15 protein-coding genes are annotated in these 15,331 nt (G+C 57.8%); 2 read left to right on the top strand and 13 right to left on the bottom strand.

What is annotated here, in order from left to right; genetic code table 11:
* Window positions 1-11 precede the first annotated feature (11 nt).
* Window positions 12-458: a MaoC family dehydratase gene (locus tag ERD84_RS06870; RefSeq protein WP_130038916.1), complete on the bottom strand. Its 447-nt coding sequence runs from the start codon at window positions 456-458 to the stop codon at window positions 12-14.
* Between the two features lie 95 nt (window positions 459-553).
* On the opposite strand from ERD84_RS06870, the gene ERD84_RS06865 reads away from it, so the two are divergent.
* Complete coding sequence (locus ERD84_RS06865; protein ID WP_130038915.1) at window positions 554-1,357, top strand: alpha/beta fold hydrolase; 804 nt, start codon at window positions 554-556, stop codon at window positions 1,355-1,357.
* On the opposite strand, the gene ERD84_RS06860 is transcribed toward ERD84_RS06865, so the two are convergent.
* The 9 genes from ERD84_RS06860 to tkt all read right to left on the bottom strand — a co-directional run bounded on the left by ERD84_RS06860 (window position 1,352) and on the right by tkt (window position 11,238).
* On the bottom strand, window positions 1,352-2,395 hold the full coding sequence (locus ERD84_RS06860) for an L-threonylcarbamoyladenylate synthase (RefSeq protein WP_130038914.1): 1,044 nt from the start codon (window positions 2,393-2,395) through the stop codon (window positions 1,352-1,354). The genes ERD84_RS06865 and ERD84_RS06860 overlap by 6 nt on opposite strands.
* Window positions 2,392-3,573 carry a 5-(carboxyamino)imidazole ribonucleotide synthase gene (locus ERD84_RS06855; protein WP_130038913.1) on the bottom strand — a complete coding sequence of 394 codons (1,182 nt, stop codon included), beginning with the start codon at window positions 3,571-3,573 and terminating at the stop codon, window positions 2,392-2,394. The genes ERD84_RS06860 and ERD84_RS06855 overlap by 4 nt, the downstream gene beginning before the upstream one ends.
* A gap of 67 nt (window positions 3,574-3,640) precedes the next feature.
* Window positions 3,641-4,165, bottom strand: coding sequence for a 5-(carboxyamino)imidazole ribonucleotide mutase (gene purE / locus ERD84_RS06850; protein ID WP_167667351.1), 525 nt, complete (start codon window positions 4,163-4,165; stop codon window positions 3,641-3,643).
* Between the two features lie 29 nt (window positions 4,166-4,194).
* Complete coding sequence (locus tag ERD84_RS06845; protein WP_130038912.1) at window positions 4,195-5,076, bottom strand: phosphoribosylaminoimidazolesuccinocarboxamide synthase; 882 nt, start codon at window positions 5,074-5,076, stop codon at window positions 4,195-4,197.
* A 62-nt stretch (window positions 5,077-5,138) separates the two neighbouring features.
* Window positions 5,139-6,203: a class II fructose-bisphosphate aldolase gene (gene fba, locus ERD84_RS06840; RefSeq protein ID WP_130038911.1), complete on the bottom strand. Its 1,065-nt coding sequence runs from the start codon at window positions 6,201-6,203 to the stop codon at window positions 5,139-5,141.
* Between the two features lie 123 nt (window positions 6,204-6,326).
* Window positions 6,327-6,953: a molybdopterin adenylyltransferase gene (gene mog, locus ERD84_RS06835; protein WP_130038910.1), complete on the bottom strand. Its 627-nt coding sequence runs from the start codon at window positions 6,951-6,953 to the stop codon at window positions 6,327-6,329.
* Between the two features lie 10 nt (window positions 6,954-6,963).
* Complete coding sequence (locus ERD84_RS06830) at window positions 6,964-8,157, bottom strand: phosphoglycerate kinase (protein WP_130038909.1); 1,194 nt, start codon at window positions 8,155-8,157, stop codon at window positions 6,964-6,966.
* A gap of 6 nt (window positions 8,158-8,163) precedes the next feature.
* Window positions 8,164-9,177: a type I glyceraldehyde-3-phosphate dehydrogenase gene (gene gap / locus ERD84_RS06825; RefSeq protein ID WP_130038908.1), complete on the bottom strand. Its 1,014-nt coding sequence runs from the start codon at window positions 9,175-9,177 to the stop codon at window positions 8,164-8,166.
* A gap of 15 nt (window positions 9,178-9,192) precedes the next feature.
* Entirely contained in the window at window positions 9,193-11,238 is a 2,046-nt protein-coding gene (tkt, locus tag ERD84_RS06820) for a transketolase (protein ID WP_130038907.1), read from the bottom strand.
* 120 nt (window positions 11,239-11,358) lie between these two features.
* On the opposite strand from tkt, the gene ERD84_RS06815 reads away from it, so the two are divergent.
* Window positions 11,359-12,093 carry a 16S rRNA (uracil(1498)-N(3))-methyltransferase gene (locus ERD84_RS06815; protein ID WP_130038906.1) on the top strand — a complete coding sequence of 245 codons (735 nt, stop codon included), beginning with the start codon at window positions 11,359-11,361 and terminating at the stop codon, window positions 12,091-12,093.
* A gap of 20 nt (window positions 12,094-12,113) precedes the next feature.
* On the opposite strand, the gene ERD84_RS06810 is transcribed toward ERD84_RS06815, so the two are convergent.
* From ERD84_RS06810 to ERD84_RS06800, 3 genes are all read right to left on the bottom strand, one after another.
* Window positions 12,114-12,581: a barstar family protein gene (locus tag ERD84_RS06810; protein WP_130038905.1), complete on the bottom strand. Its 468-nt coding sequence runs from the start codon at window positions 12,579-12,581 to the stop codon at window positions 12,114-12,116.
* Window positions 12,578-13,780, bottom strand: a complete 1,203-nt coding sequence (locus ERD84_RS06805) for a patatin-like phospholipase family protein (protein WP_130038904.1) — start codon at window positions 13,778-13,780, stop codon at window positions 12,578-12,580. The genes ERD84_RS06810 and ERD84_RS06805 overlap by 4 nt, the downstream gene beginning before the upstream one ends.
* On the bottom strand, window positions 13,773-15,331 hold a 1,559-nt coding region (locus tag ERD84_RS06800; protein WP_130038903.1), incomplete at its 5' end, for a phosphate acyltransferase. The genes ERD84_RS06805 and ERD84_RS06800, both read right to left, overlap by 8 nt.

The raw sequence follows: 15,331 nt of genomic DNA, 5'->3' as shown, positions 1-15,331 counted from the left end.
GCCTTTTTGCATTATCGAGGCTCTGCGCCCAGGTCAAACAAGCTGGTGGCTTCAACCTCAAGGACTTGTTCGTCTTTTTGGTTGAATACACGCCAGGTCCAGCGCAATATTCCCAGATCGCTGCGTGAGGATGAGGTGCGCAGCGAATCGACTGTGGCCTCGAGACGCAAGGCGTCACCAGCACGCACAGGCAGAAGCCAACGCAAACGCTCAAGGCCAGGCGATGCAAACGATTCAGAGTTCTGTAGCGCGGCGTCGACAGCCATGCGCATGGCCAGACTGCAGGTCAGCCAGCCGCTGGCAATCAAACCGTCCCAGCGGCCCTCTTTGGCCTGCTCGGGGTTAATATGAAACCACTGCGGATCGTACGATTTGGCGAATGCCAGCATCTCGGCTTCGTCGACAATAACAGGGCCATGCTTGATGACCATTCCAACTGTAAACTCACTAAATTTCATGGCAAGGCCCAAACACCTTCTGATAACCAGTAAAACGAAGTAGTTTAACCTTAATATAAATCTAAAGTGCCGCCCCGCCGGAACATCAGGAATCCATGCCAGCCATCGCCCGCACCACCGCTTTAGTCCCCATCGTCCATACAGGCAACGATATCGTCCTCGAGTGCCAGTGGATCAATCCCGATATCAGCGCAGCCCCATTGCTGGTTTTCCTGCATGAAGGCCTTGGATCAGTATCCATGTGGAAAGACTGGCCAGAACAAGTATGCAAGGCTGCCAACTGCCGAGGGCTGGTGTTCTCGCGCTATGGCTACGGACAAAGCACACCGCGCCCGCTGTCTCAGCCGCGCTCACCCGACTACTTGCACATCGAGGCTGAACAGGCGCTGCCCGCACTGTTCAGCGCACTGGGACTGGACGACGAACGCCCCGTGCTGTTCGGCCACAGTGATGGCGGTTCGATAGCCTTGCTGTACGCCGCCCTATACCCCAATCGTCTGAAAGGAATAGCTGTGGCGGCCCCACATATTTTCGTTGAAGATATCACCCTCAAAGGCATTCAGATCGCACGCGAGCTGTATCTGGCCACCGACCTGGAGCAAAAGCTTGGGCGCTATCATCAGGATCCCGCTTCAGTTTTCTGGAGCTGGAATGACACCTGGCTGAAGCCTGAGTTTCGAAACTGGAATATCGAAGCATTGGTTCCGCAAATACGCTGTCCAATTCTGGCCATCCAGGGAGAAGGCGACGAATACGGCAGCCTGGACCAGATCCACGGTATCAAACGCCTGGCTCCGCACACAGAACTTTGCATTTTGCCCAAGTGCGGTCACATTCCGCAACGCGACCAGCCTGAACGCGTCACACAAGCGCTAACGGAATTTTTAAACCGCCTATGAAAAAGCGGCTGCCGCCCGGCCAATGCGGTCATTGACAGCCTGCCAATCGGCCGTGCGCGGAGGCTGCTCCATCAGGATGCGTGCATAGCCCTGCGCATCCAGTCGACGTAACAAGGCATATAGCTCGCGCGCATAAGCAGCCGGGTCGGCATTGCATATCAGTGTATCCACACCAGGTAAGGCGTCGAACTGGACAGGATTGAATGCCACTACCGCCGTGCGCCCGCGAGCCTGATTTGACCCGCCCTGCCGGACGGCATCCAACAGCAAGCTTAGCGGCAATACTTGCAAGGGTGTGTGCGGTGCGTAATGCGCTTTCAGCGAACCCGATACCTGGGGTGCGTGGTCATCAGGCCGCGCTGGTGGCGCACCCAGTACCGCGGCAAGCTGCGCTGCCGAGATATGGCCTGGACGCAACAATACTGGCCCCATACCTGACTCGATCCTGGAAACGTCCACAATCGTGGACTCAATACCTACCTCGGACGGGCCTCCCTCCAGCACTAACAATTGATCAGCACCCAGTTCAGGAAACTCGGACCATACATGCTCCGCGTGCGTCGGTGAGACCTGCCCGAATTTGTTGGCCGATGGCGCTGCCACGCCACCCTGGCCGTTGGGTTTCTCGCGGGCGAACTGGCGCAACAAAGCCTGAGCGACAGGGTGCGATGGACACCGCAAGCCTATGCTGTCCTGTCCCCCACTGACTGCGGCGGGGATATGTGCCGCACGCGGAAGAATCAAGGTCAGCGGACCAGGCCAGAATGCCTGTATCAATATCCTCGCCTCGGCAGGTATGGATGCGGCCCAATAGCTCAGGTCGGCTTCGGGCGCCACATGTACGATCACCGGGTGATTGGCCGGACGACCCTTGGCTGCATAAATACGGGCAATAGCCTGCGGATTTTCGGCATCGGCCCCCAGCCCATAGACCGTCTCGGTGGGGAAGGCGACAAGCCCACCCTGCGCCAAACGCTGAGCGGCTGCACTCAATTGTTGTTCCATATTCGGAGCAACAGACGATGCCAGGGTGCTCATGGACGAAACTCTATACCCAGAATCTGAGCCACTTGCTGTGCCCGGACGCGCGCTTCGGCAAGCGTGGCGCCCAGAACATTTACATGGCCCATCTTGCGGCCTGGGCGCGCCTGAGCCTTGCCGTACAAGTGCAGTTTGGCACCCGGTATCGCCAATACACCAGCCCAGTCGGGTTCACGCGCTGTTCCGCTGTTTTCAGCAAACCAGAGGTCGCCCAACAGATTCAACATGACAACCGGACACAGACTGTCGGTATTGCCTAGCGGCAAGCCCGCCATGGCCCTGGCCTGTTGCTCGAACTGGCTGGAGGCGCTGGCATTCATGGTGAAATGGCCACTGTTATGCGGACGCGGAGCAATCTCGTTGGCCACCAGGCTGCCATCGCGCAACACAAAAAACTCGACACACAGCACCCCTACATACTCCAGCGCCTGAGCAATAGAGACCGCGGCATCGGCCGCCTGCCCGGCAAGCGAGGCATCAAGCAATGAGTCATCAACCGTGGATACGGCAAGAATACCGTCGCGATGTTCGTTCTGGGCCGATGGAAAAAGTGCCACCTTGCCATCGTAACCACGCGCCAGAATCACTGACAGCTCGCTTGCCAAAGGCAGCATGGCTTCCAGCACACATTCGGCCTGCTGGAAACCCTCGAAAGCGGCCATGGCCTCGGCGCGGCTGCTCACCCGCGCCTGCCCCTTGCCGTCGTAACCCAAACGGGCGACCTTTAAAATTCCTGGAAACAGGGTGTCGGGCGCAGTGACGATATCTTCAGACTGACGTACAGCAACATAAGGGGCAACCGGCACGCCAGCTTTGCGGATAAAAGCCTTTTCCTGGATACGATCCTGGACGATAGCGACCGCTGCGCCAGCCGGACTGACTCGCACGTTGTCTGCGAGCGTCTCGAGGCTGAGCGCCGGTACGTTTTCGAATTCGGTGGTGATGGCCTTGCAACGTTCGGATAGACGAGCCAGTGCGGCCTCGTCCTGATAACCGGCCTGAATGTGCAGGTCGGCAACAGCGCCTGCCGGACTGTGCTCGTCGGGGTCGAGTACAGCCACCTTATAACCCAGGCTTTGGGCGGCATGACAGAACATGCGCCCCAACTGGCCACCCCCAAGAATACCCAGCCAGTCGCCCGGCACAACGGAGGAAGGAAGTGAGGCTTGACTCATGAAAATGCCATCCGTGAACAATAAATGCAAAAAAGAACTTGCGAGCCGCTGCGGCTTTCTATACCCGCTACAGGGTTACATGCGGCGGTACGACCATGGACCTGGCCACCTCGGTTTGCCGGGCCCGAAAGGCAATCAGGCGCTGCTGCAGGGCTGCGTCGGTGGTTGCCAGGCAAGCCACGACATGCAGGGCCGCATTGGCTGCACCCGCCTCGCCTATGGCAAAGGTGGCCACGGGCACGCCCTTGGGCATCTGGACGATGGACAGGAGTGAGTCTTCGCCCCTCAGATAGCGCGATGGGACAGGCACGCCAAAGACCGGCACCGGGGTCAGTGCCGCCATCATGCCCGGCAAATGGGCCGCCCCACCTGCACCGGCAATAATGGCGCGCAGGCCCCGTTCGGCGGCATGGGCACCATACTCGACCATATCGTGCGGCATGCGGTGCGCCGACACAACGCGGATTTCGTGGGTGATATCGAATTCATCGAGTATGGCAGCGGCGTGCTGCATGACATCCCAATCGCTGGATGAGCCCATGATCACGCCCACGACGGATGACTCTGCGCTTTGCTGTGCTGTATCGCTCATGTTGAACTCCACTATATCGGTATTCAAGATCAGGCCATCAACCGGGTAGCGGCTTCACGATATTTATCCGCCGTTTTTTCGAGGACCTCTGCCGGCAGGCGCGGAGCTGGAGGGGTTTTATCCCATACCTGGGTTTCGAGCCAGTCACGCACGAACTGTTTGTCGAACGAGGGAGGGCTGATACCCACCGCGTAGCCGGAGGCTGGCCAAAAACGGGACGAATCCGGTGTAAGGACTTCATCCATCAGATGCAGCTGCCCGTGCTCATCAAGGCCGAATTCGAACTTGGTGTCGGCAATGATAATGCCCTTGTCAGCCGCAAATTGCGCGGCTTCGGAGTACAGCTGCAAGGTGGTCGAGCGTATGGTTTGAGCCAGTTCGCTGCCGACCTGCTTTATAACGTAATCGAAATCAACGTTTTCATCGTGCTCACCGAACTCCGCCTTGGCGGCAGGTGTAAAAATAGGCTCTGGTAGACGGCTGGCCTGCTGCAGGCCCTGGGGCAAGGCAATGCCGCAGATACTGCCTGTGCTTTGATAATCTTTCCAGCCCGAGCCAATCAGATAGCCGCGCGCAACCGCTTCGACCAGGATAGGCTTGAGACGCTTGACGACCACCGCCCTGCCTGCCACCTGTTCGCGCTCGTGCTCGGTGACGACGTCTTGGGGGTCGATGCCTGTGGAATGATTGGGAAGGATATGTGCCAGCTTCTTGAGCCAGAACTCGGTCAACTCGGTCAGTACCTGGCCCTTGCCCGGAATAGGATCATCAAGAATGACATCGAAAGCAGAAATGCGGTCAGAGGCCACAATCAGCAATTTGTCATCGCCCACCGCATACATATCGCGTACTTTGCCTCGTGCAAGCAGGGGCAACGAAGTAATGCTTGATTGATGTAAAGCCTTGACCACGATTTATCCTAAAAAAGAAACAAGGGCCTGCTGACAGGCCCTGGTAGAACGGCTTGTCGTGCTTATTGAACGACTTGGGCCAGCTCACCCGCAGCATAGCGTTTTGCCATTTCGGACAAGCTTACGGGCTTGATTTTGCTGGCATTGCCGGCTGTGCCAAACTGTTCGTAACGCTGCTTGCAGATTTGCTTGGCGGCTTCGCGAGCGGGCTTCAGGTATTCGCGGGGGTCGAACTTGGATGGATTTTCGCCCATATAGCGGCGAATCGCACCTGTCATGGCCAGGCGGATGTCGGTATCGATGTTGACCTTGCGCACGCCGAACTTGATGGCTTCCTGGATTTCTTCGACAGGCACGCCATAGGTTTCTTTCATGTCACCGCCAAACTCGCGGATTTCAGCCAGCAGATCTTGCGGTACGCTGGAGCTGCCATGCATGACCAGGTGAGTATTGGGCAGACGCTTGTGGATTTCCTTGATGCGGGAAATGGACAGAATGTCGCCGGTGGGCTTGCGAGTGAACTTGTATGCACCGTGGCTGGTACCAATGGCGATAGCCAGCGCATCGAGTTGGGTCTGGCGCACAAAATCAGCAGCCTGCTCAGGGTCGGTCAGCAGTTGCTCTATGGTCATGGTGCCTTCTGCACCGTGGCCGTCTTCCTTGTCGCCCTTCATGGTTTCGAGCGAACCCAAGCAACCCAGTTCACCTTCAACGGTGACACCCAGTTTGTGCGCCATCTCGACCACGCGACGGGTCACGTCGAGGTTGTATTCGTACTCGGCAATGGTTTTGCCGTCTTCTTTAAGCGAGCCGTCCATCATGACACTGGAAAAACCCAGGTCGATGGCGCCCTTGCAGATGGCGGGCGACTGGCCGTGGTCCTGGTGCATCACGACTGGAATGTGCGGATAAGACTCAACCGCAGCCTGAATGAGGTACTTCAGAAAACCCTCGCCCGCATACTTGCGGGCGCCGGCTGACGCCTGCATGATGACCGGGCTATCAGTTTCGGCCGCGGCTTCCATAATGGCCTGAACCTGTTCCAGATTGTTGACGTTAAACGCGGGGATGCCATAGCCGTTCTCGGCTGCATGGTCGAGCAGCTGGCGCATGGAAACAAGGGCCATGAATAGACTCCTGAAATCAATTTAAAGGGATAACAAACATTTTACCTGAATGTCAGGAAGGCTTTGCGCTATCAAGTATCCATAGGATACAGGCTGTTCACGGCCGTTGCCCTGCAAGCGGGCCTAGGCGGATCGGATGGCCGACTTGGGACGAAAAGCCTTGATCACCGACTCGTGAGTTTCGATGTAAGGCCCACCAATCAGGTCGATGCAATAGGGAACCGCAGCAAAAATACCCGGAACCTGCACCCTTCCGTCGGCATCCTTCAAGCCCTCCAGGGTTTCCCTGATCGCCTTGGGCTGACCTGGCAGATTGATGATCAAGGCAGCGTGGCCGGCCGTTTCCCGTATGACAGCCACTTGCCGCGACAAAATTGCCGTTGGTACGAACTTCAGGCTGATTTGACGCATCTGCTCACCAAAACCCGGCATCTCCTTGGTGGCAACCGCCAGCGTGGCTTCGGGTGTTACATCGCGACGGGCCGGGCCTGTACCGCCAGTGGTCAGCACCAGATCACAACCGAGCTCGTCCACCAGCTCGACCAAGGCAGCCGATATTTGCTGCGGCTCGTCAGGCACCAGACGCATTGCGCACTGGGCCGAACGGGTAAGAGCAGTATCCAGCCATGACCGCAAACCCGGCAGACCTTCGTCTTGGTAGACGCCACTGGTGGCGCGGTCGGACACAGACACCAGGCCCACGAGCAATTCGTCGGGATGGCTGCGGACTAGACGTGTTTGACTGGACATAGCCGGCTTTTTAGGCTTGAGCGCGTTGCTGCAGTATATCGACGGCAGGCAGGGTTTTACCTTCGAGAAACTCCAGGAAAGCCCCGCCTCCGGTCGAAATATATCCGACCTTGTCGGCAATATGATACTTGGCGATGGCGGCCAGGGTATCGCCACCCCCTGCAATGGAAAAACCATCCGATTCGGCCACTGCCTGCGATACCACCTTGGTGCCATCGGCAAATGCGTCGAATTCGAACACCCCTACCGGGCCATTCCATACGATCGTGCCGGCTTTTTTCAGAATACCTGCCAGCTGCTGCGCCGTTTCAGGGCCGATATCGAGCACCTGGTCGTCATCGGCCACCTGATCGGCGGGCTTGACGGTAGCAGTTGCTGTTGGGCTGAACTCTTTGGCGCAGACGACATCAGTGGGGATAGGCACGGCCGCACCACGCTGTTTCATCATATCGATGACGGCACGCGCCTGGTCGAGCTGCTCGGGCTCGGCCAGAGACTTGCCTATGGGCAGGCCCGCCGCCAGCATGAAGGTATTGGCAATGCCGCCACCCACCACCAACTGATCAACCTTGCCTGCAAGCGCCTGCAATATGGACAGCTTGGTCGACACCTTGGAGCCACCCACAATCGCCACCAGGGGGCGTTTGGGATTTTCCAGTGCACGGCCCAACGCCTTCAGCTCGGCCTCGAGCAAAGGACCTGCGCAAGCAACCGGGGCAAACCGTGCGATGCCGTGCGTTGTGGCCTCTGCGCGATGCGCCGTGCCAAATGCATCGTTGACATACACATCGCACAAGGCAGCCATCTTTTGGGACAGCGCCTCGTCGTTCTTCTTTTCGCCCACGTTGCAACGGCAGTTTTCAAGCAGCAGCACTTGTCCGGCCTCGGGCTTGACACCATCGACCCAATTGGTAGCCAGGGTGACGGGCTGTCCCAACAGCTCGGACAGACGGCGAGCCACAGGCGCCAAAGTATCGTCAGGGCCTACCGTTCCCTCGGAGGGACGCCCCAGATGCGACGTCACCATGACGGCGGCTCCACCGTCGAGGGCCATACGTATGGCAGGCACCGAGGCACGTATGCGCGTGTCTTCGGTGATTTGACCGTCTTTAAGCGGCACGTTCAGATCGGACCGAATAAAGACACGTTTGCCGGCCAAGGCATCAGTCTTGGCCAGTTCGGACAAGGTTTTGACAGTAGTCATACTATTTTATTTTGCTGACATCAGGGCCACGGTGGTATCGAGCATGCGGTTCGAGAACCCCCACTCGTTGTCGTACCAGGACGAAACCTTGACCAACGAGCCGGAGACTTTGGTCAGGCCAGCATCGACCGTGCTGGAGGCGGGATCGTGGTTGTAGTCGACCGAGACCAAAGGTTCTTCGTTGTACTGCAAGATGCCTTTGAGGGGACCGGACTCGGCGGCGGCCTTCAGGATGCCATTGACTTCATCGACCGTGGTATCGCGCGCAGCGACAAAAGACAGATCGACGATGGACACATTGATGGTGGGGACACGGATAGCGTAGCCATCGAGCTTGCCATTCAGTTCAGGCAATACCAGACCAACCGCAGATGCCGCACCGGTTTTGGTGGGGATCATGCTGTGTGTGGCAGAGCGAGCGCGGCGCAAGTCTTCGTGGTAGACGTCGGTAAGCACCTGGTCGTTGGTATAGGCATGAATCGTGGTCATCAAGCCACTGACAATACCCAGCTTTTGGTGCAACGGCTGAACCAGTGGTGCCAGGCAGTTGGTGGTGCACGACGCGTTCGAAATGACGGTGTCGCTGGCCTTGAGTACTTCGTGGTTGACGCCGTACACAATGGTCGCGTCGACGTCTTTGCCGCCCGGAGCCGAGATAATGACTTTCTTGGCGCCGCCCTTGAGGTGGGCACTGGCTTTTTCCTTGCTGGTAAAGAAGCCGGTACACTCCAGCACAACGTCTACGCCCAGCTCGCCCCATGGCAGGGCCGAAGGATCGCGATTGGCCAGCACGCGGATCTTGTCGCCATTGACGACCATGTAATCGCCATCGACCGTTACCGTGCCGGGAAACTTGCCGTGCGCAGTATCGAAACGGGTCAAGTGAGCGTTAGTGTTAGGGTTGCCCAGATCATTGATCGCCACGATTTGAATATCGTGCGATTTGTCACTTTCGTAGTGGGCCCGCAAAATATTGCGGCCTATGCGGCCATAACCGTTGATCGCCACGCGAATCGTCATTGCTACTCTCCTGTTTTACAAAACTCGTTCAACTGCCGCAGCCAAGTGCTCGGCGGTCAGGCCAAAATGCTTGAACAACACGCCGGCCGGAGCCGACTCGCCGTAGGTATCGAGGCCCAATACGGCGCCATCCAGACCCACATATTTATACCAGCCTCCGGTCGCGCCCGCCTCAATAGCAACACGTGGTAAACCTTTGGGCAAAACAGTATCACGCCATTGCTGGTCTTGCGCATCGAATACATTGGTACACGGCATGGAGACAACTCGCACGGCTATGCCCTTGACAGCCAGCTGCTCTTGCGCAGCAAGCGCCAGGGCAACTTCAGAACCAGTGGCAATAATGATGGCTTTTGCGTCTTGCGCATCACGCAGCACATAGCCGCCACGCGCAATACCCGCCAAAGCCTGTTCATTGCGTTCCACGAACGGCAGGTTCTGACGCGACAACAACAAGGCGCTGGGACCGCCATCGCGTACAGTCATGCCCACACTGACTGGCCGCTGGATGGAGCAGGACCAGGCAACGGCAGCTTCGGTGGTGTCGCAAGGACGCCATACATGAAGATTGGGAATAAGCCGCAAGCTGGCCGCATGCTCGATGGACTGGTGCGTGGGGCCGTCTTCGCCCAGACCGATGGAGTCGTGTGTGAACACATGCACTACGCGCTGCTTCATCAGTGCAGCCATGCGCAAGGCATTGCGCGAGTAATCGGAAAAAGTCAGGAACGTACCGCCGAAAGGCAGATAACCACCATGCAAGGCAATACCATTCATGACAGCCGCCATGCCGAACTCGCGTACACCGTAGTTGATATGACGGCCAAACTGAAGATGTTCCTGTCCAGCACGCACGGGCTGCACACCCTTCCAGTCGGTCAGGTTGGAGCCGGTCAGGTCGGCTGAGCCGCCCAGCATTTCGGGCAACAGCTCGACAAACGCGGCGATAGCCAGTTGCGAAGCCTTGCGCGTGGCAACGGTTTCGGCCTTCTGGTTGGTAGCCTCGACAAACAGGCGTGCCTGCTCGGAAAAATCAGCCGGCAGATCGCCCGTCAGGCGACGCTGAAGCTCAGCCGCTTCAGCGGGGAAAGCCTGGGCATAGGCATCAAAGCGGGTCTGCCACTCGGCCTGCTGTTGCTGGCCTTTTTCCTTGCAATCCCAGTAATCGTAAACCTCGGCGGGCACCGCAAAGGGTTCGTGCGGCCAGCTCAGTGACTCGCGGCATGCCTGGATTTCAGCAGCACCCAGTGGGGCACCATGCACTTTTTCGGTTCCTGCCGCAGTGGGCGCACCCTTGCCTATGATGGTCCGGCAGCAAATCAATGTGGGGCCATTACCTTGCTCGGCCAAAGCCTTGGCCTTGACGATGGCGGCATCAACAGCGGCCACATCGTGACCATCGACATCGGCCAGCACGTTCCAGCCGTAGCTCTCGAAGCGCTGGGGGGTATTGTCGCCAAACCAATTCTCGACCCGCCCGTCGATGGAAATACCGTTGTCATCGTAAAAAACGATCAGCTTGGATAGCTTGAGCGTACCGGCCAATGAGCAGGCTTCGTGCGAAATACCTTCCATCAGGCAGCCATCGCCCACGAAAGCATAGGTGTAGTGATCGACGACTTCGTGGCCCTCGCGGTTGAACTCTTGCGCCAGCAAGGCTTCAGCCAGCGCCATGCCTACGGCATTGGCCAGACCCTGGCCCAATGGCCCTGTGGTAGTTTCGACACCAGCCGTAATGCCGACCTCGGGGTGGCCGGGTGTGCGTGAATGCAGCTGGCGGAAATTCTTGAGCTCTTCTATAGGAAGGTCATAACCGGTCAGATGCAACAGTGCATAAATGAGCATAGAACCATGGCCGTTCGAGAGCACGAAGCGGTCGCGGTCTGCCCAGGCCGGGTCGGTCGGATTATGGCGCAGATGGCGCGTCCAGAGCGCCTGAGCGATATCAGCCATACCCATCGGGGCACCAGGATGGCCTGAATTGGCTTGTTGAACCGCGTCCATGGCAAGCACGCGAATGGCATTGGCCATGGAAGTATCTTGGGCAAGCGTAAGGCTCATTTAAAACTCGCAGGAAGCATCAGCCGAAAATAGGCCGCTTTAGTTTACAAAGCCTCCGATTTTACCATTGTGGACGGGGTTATGATCTGGGGGTCGTCACTTGCAATTTGTATGCCTATCATGGCCATTTCACGTTTTTACTGCGCTACGCCGCTATCACCCAATACCCGCATCGAACTGCCGGCCGCACTAGCCCATCATGCAGTACGGGTCTTGCGCCTGAAAGCCGGCTCCGACATCGTTCTTTTTGATGGTCAGGGCGGCCAGTACACCGCAAACCTCGAGATAAATGGAAAGCAGGCCCATGCCCAGTTGGGCGACCATGAGCCCATCGAGGCGGAATTGGCCGGTCGCATCACCCTGGTCCAGGGCATCCCCTCGGGCGACAAGATGGACTGGGTGATTGAAAAAGCCGTCGAACTGGGCGCATCCCGCGTCGTACCCCTGGCGGCACAGCGCAGCGTACTGCAATTGTCCGGCGAACGGCTGCGCAAGCGCCTGGAGCACTGGCGCCGAATTTCCCAGGCCGCCAGCGAACAATGTGGACGCAACCGCATCATGGAAGTGGCGTCGCCCTTGTCGCTGCAGCAATTTGTTGTCTCGTCAGAGGCCGAGCCCAGTTCAATTCTGTTTTGCCATCCAGGCAGTGCCCGTACGCTGGCACAGGCAGCCCAGGACGCCGGCACAGCACTGACACTGGTGGTCGGCCCCGAAGGGGGGTGGTCGGATGAAGAGTTGGCGCTAATAGAAAAACACCATATGACACCCGTGGGATTCGGTGCACGCGTATTGCGCACCGAAACTGCCGGCCTGGCGTTGATCGCCGCGGTCAGCGCCCTGCGCGGCTGGAACTGAACTTTTACCAGGCAGCCGTATCAGGCCTCGGCGCCGCCAGAATAAGGCGTAGGATCTACCCCGGGCTCGGGGTCTGGATGCTTGCCAGCATGCACCACCGCATAGGCAAAACAACGCTCGTTGTTGGCGGCGAACTCCGCGGCATCGCCACATACCTGGAGGATGGCCTGCGAGTCTTCGGCCAAAGCCGGGTCGCCCGAGTGCAAATTGTGAAACCACAAAAACAGCCCCTGCTTGTGATCCAGAACCGTATCACACAAGCAATCGTACAAGGCGTCCAGATTGCCTCCGAAGTATTCGGGAAAATCAACGGCCTTGACCACAGCACGCAACACCGCAGACCGACTTCTGGCGCGGTCGCAGTCGACCACAAAAGCAGTCATACCGGCCTGACGCGCAGTATTTACAGCTTCTTCACGAGAGGCAGCAGGCAAATCAATCAAACCGCCTTTTTGCAACTTTTTTTGCAATGACTGCGCTTGGCTCATACTGGCGTCTCCTTGAAAAACGCTTTCACTTCGTCAACACGGCTCAGACTATCGGCTCGTCCAAGACGGATGAGCTCCTGCGTATAGCTGGCCTCGAACAACAAATACGAGATCAGCGCGCCGCCTGTCCGGGCTCTGGAAGCCGACGATACACCAAGGACGCGAAAAAGGGTACGTGCAGCGCGAGGAAGTTGTTCCAGATGCGCCATAGCCAGATCATCGAGAGAGCTGCTGGGTGTCACGACAAAGGTGCGAATAGGCCGTAAAGCCAGGCTGTTGGCCGCTTCTTCGGGCACCAGGGCCAATAATTCGTTGAGACGTTGCGTCCTTTCCACATCCATGGACAGACTATCCAGGAAAATATTGGATAGCGCATGGCCGCCAATCTGGGCCAGAGTGGGATATTTGGGCTTGAGATCTCTCTCTTCTGGGTGTGTATCATCCTTGTAGCCCGTACCGATCACCACGATTTTTTCGGCACCAAGATGAATTGCCGGGCTCATGGGGGCCAATTGCCGCATGGAGCCGTCGCCACACCACTGCGTCTGGCCACGTATCAGCATGGCCTGAGCAGGAAAGATAAAGGGTATGGCACTGGACGCAAGCAAATGATCGATGCCGATTTTGCAGGGCACAGCCTGCCGCAATGAGCGCTGCCAGGGCTTGATGACGCCGTGCGACTGATAGAAGGTCAGGTGCTCGCCAGTGGTATAGGCGGTAGCCGTGATAGCCAGAGCGCTCAAGACGCCACTACCCAGATTGGCCTGGAGGTGATCAAAGTCCAGAGTGTTCGACAGCAGCTTGCCCAGAGGCGTATTGTCGAGCAACGAACGAGGCTGCCGGTCGCGCAGGTGGGGCAATAGCCAGCCCAATCCCAGCATGGCAAACCAGCGCAAACCCGTGCGCAGCAAGCCAGCCGCATCGGCATGATAGACATCGCCCGTATGCAGATTACTCCATAGCTTTTGCAATCTATCTGCGGCAAGATGGGGGTCATTGGCACGGCATGCCATGGCCGCCGCATTGATGGCACCCGCCGATGAGCCGCAGATGATATCGAAAGGATTGACGAAACCAGGAGACCGGTCGGGATCCAGTATTTCAAGTATGCCCGCCAAAACGCCCACTTGATAGGCAGCACGGGCCCCGCCTCCGGTCAGTACCAGTCCTACCGGCTCACGCTTTGCGGCTTCAGGCATGGCGCGGCATATTTGCATCAAGCACCGTTAACGCTGCCATATTCACTATACGACGCACGGTGGAACTGGATGTCAGGATATGAACGGGCGCATTTGCTCCTAGCAAAAAGGGGCCTACAGCCACATTTCCGCCTGCCGCTGTCTTAAGCAAGTTATAAGCGATGTTCCCGGCATCTACATTGGGACAGATCAGCAAATTGGCTTCTCCTTGTAGGGTGGTCGAAGGCAGTATGCGTTGACGCAGTGATTCATCGAGCGCACAGTCGCCATGCATTTCACCATCGATTTCCAGCCCAGGTTCACGCTCGCGGATCAAAGCCAGCGCCTGCTGCATTTTGGCACCCGACAAGGAACTGCCTGAACCAAAATTGGAACGTGACAGCAAGGCCACCTTGGGCTCCATGTTCAGGCGTCGCATTTCGCCAGCGGCGGCAAGCGTGATATCGGCGATCTGCTCAGCATCGGGGTTATCGTTGACATGTGTATCGGCCAAGGCAATAACGCGTTCGGCCAGCAACAGAATATTCATGGCTGCGTAGGTTTTCGCACCCGGAGCCTTGCCCAATACCTGGTCTATAAACTGCAGATGATTGGCATAAGATCCCACCGTACCGCAAACCATACCATCGGCATCACCCAGGTGTACCATCATGGCGCCGATCAGGGTCAGGCGGCGGCGCATTTCAACACGGGCCATTTCTTTACTGATACCCTGGCGGCACATAAGTTCCCAATAAGTGGTCCAGTAGCGATGAAAGCGCTCGTCATAATCAGGATTGGTCACCTCGACATCCTGGCCCAGCGTTAAACGCAAACCGAACTTCCGGATGCGATCGGCCAGCACTGCTGGCCGCCCCACCAAGATGGGCCTGGCGAGCTTTTCATCTACAACAATCTGCACAGCGCGCAGCACACGCTCTTCTTCGCCTTCGGTAAAGACGATGCGTGCCTTGCCGCCCTCGCGCACCAATTGCTTGGCAGCAGAAAACAAGGGCTTCATGAAAGAACCCGAGCGGTACACGAACTGTTGCAGCTGTTCGGCATAGCTTTCCATGTCGGCCAGTGGCCGGGTTGCCACACCGTCTTCCATGGCAGCTTTGGCAACCGCCACGCCAATCCGTACGATCAGGCGTGGGTCAAAAGGTTTGGGAATAAAGTATTCAGGCCCAAAGGCGACGCCGTAGGTACCGTAGGCCGCCGCCACCACATCGTTCTGCTCTTCGCGGGCCAGCTTGCATATGGCCATGACCGCCGCCTTTTCCATCTCGCGCGTGATGGTGGTGGCCCCCACATCGAGCGCACCCCGGAAAATATAAGGAAAGCACAGCACGTTGTTCACCTGATTCGGGTAATCAGAGCGTCCCGTGGCCATGACAATGTCATCGCGCACCGCATGCGCATCTTCCGGAAGAATTTCAGGATTCGGATTGGCCAGCGCCAGAATCAAGGGCCGAGCCGCCATCCGGGCCACCATCTCGGGCTTGAGCACCCCGCCGGCCGACAGCCCCAGGAACACATCGGCATCCTCGATGATCTCGCCCAGCGTACGGG

The organism is Pollutimonas harenae, assembly GCF_004153685.1.
Taxonomy (GTDB): Bacteria; Pseudomonadota; Gammaproteobacteria; order Burkholderiales; family Burkholderiaceae_B; genus Pusillimonas_C; species Pusillimonas_C harenae.
The sequence above is the reverse complement of the archived record's forward strand: the minus strand, read 5'-3'. Positions and strand labels throughout refer to the sequence as shown.

Excerpts from the sequence above, each read along its gene's own strand:
- ERD84_RS06870 (WP_130038916.1), bottom strand. The coding sequence starts at position 458 with ATGAAATTTAGTGAGTTTACAGTTGGAATGGTCATCAAGCATGGCCCT.
- ERD84_RS06865 (WP_130038915.1), top strand. The coding sequence starts at position 554 with ATGCCAGCCATCGCCCGCACCACCGCTTTAGTCCCCATCGTCCATACA.
- ERD84_RS06860 (WP_130038914.1), bottom strand. The coding sequence starts at position 2,395 with ATGAGCACCCTGGCATCGTCTGTTGCTCCGAATATGGAACAACAATTG.
- ERD84_RS06855 (WP_130038913.1), bottom strand. The coding sequence starts at position 3,573 with ATGAGTCAAGCCTCACTTCCTTCCTCCGTTGTGCCGGGCGACTGGCTG.
- purE (WP_167667351.1), bottom strand. The coding sequence starts at position 4,165 with ATGAGCGATACAGCACAGCAAAGCGCAGAGTCATCCGTCGTGGGCGTG.
- fba (WP_130038911.1), bottom strand. The coding sequence starts at position 6,203 with ATGGCCCTTGTTTCCATGCGCCAGCTGCTCGACCATGCAGCCGAGAAC.
- mog (WP_130038910.1), bottom strand. The coding sequence starts at position 6,953 with ATGTCCAGTCAAACACGTCTAGTCCGCAGCCATCCCGACGAATTGCTC.
- ERD84_RS06830 (WP_130038909.1), bottom strand. The coding sequence starts at position 8,157 with ATGACTACTGTCAAAACCTTGTCCGAACTGGCCAAGACTGATGCCTTG.
- gap (WP_130038908.1), bottom strand. The coding sequence starts at position 9,177 with ATGACGATTCGCGTGGCGATCAACGGTTATGGCCGCATAGGCCGCAAT.
- tkt (WP_130038907.1), bottom strand. The coding sequence starts at position 11,238 with ATGAGCCTTACGCTTGCCCAAGATACTTCCATGGCCAATGCCATTCGC.
- ERD84_RS06815 (WP_130038906.1), top strand. The coding sequence starts at position 11,359 with ATGGCCATTTCACGTTTTTACTGCGCTACGCCGCTATCACCCAATACC.
- ERD84_RS06810 (WP_130038905.1), bottom strand. The coding sequence starts at position 12,581 with ATGAGCCAAGCGCAGTCATTGCAAAAAAAGTTGCAAAAAGGCGGTTTG.
- ERD84_RS06805 (WP_130038904.1), bottom strand. The coding sequence starts at position 13,780 with ATGCCTGAAGCCGCAAAGCGTGAGCCGGTAGGACTGGTACTGACCGGA.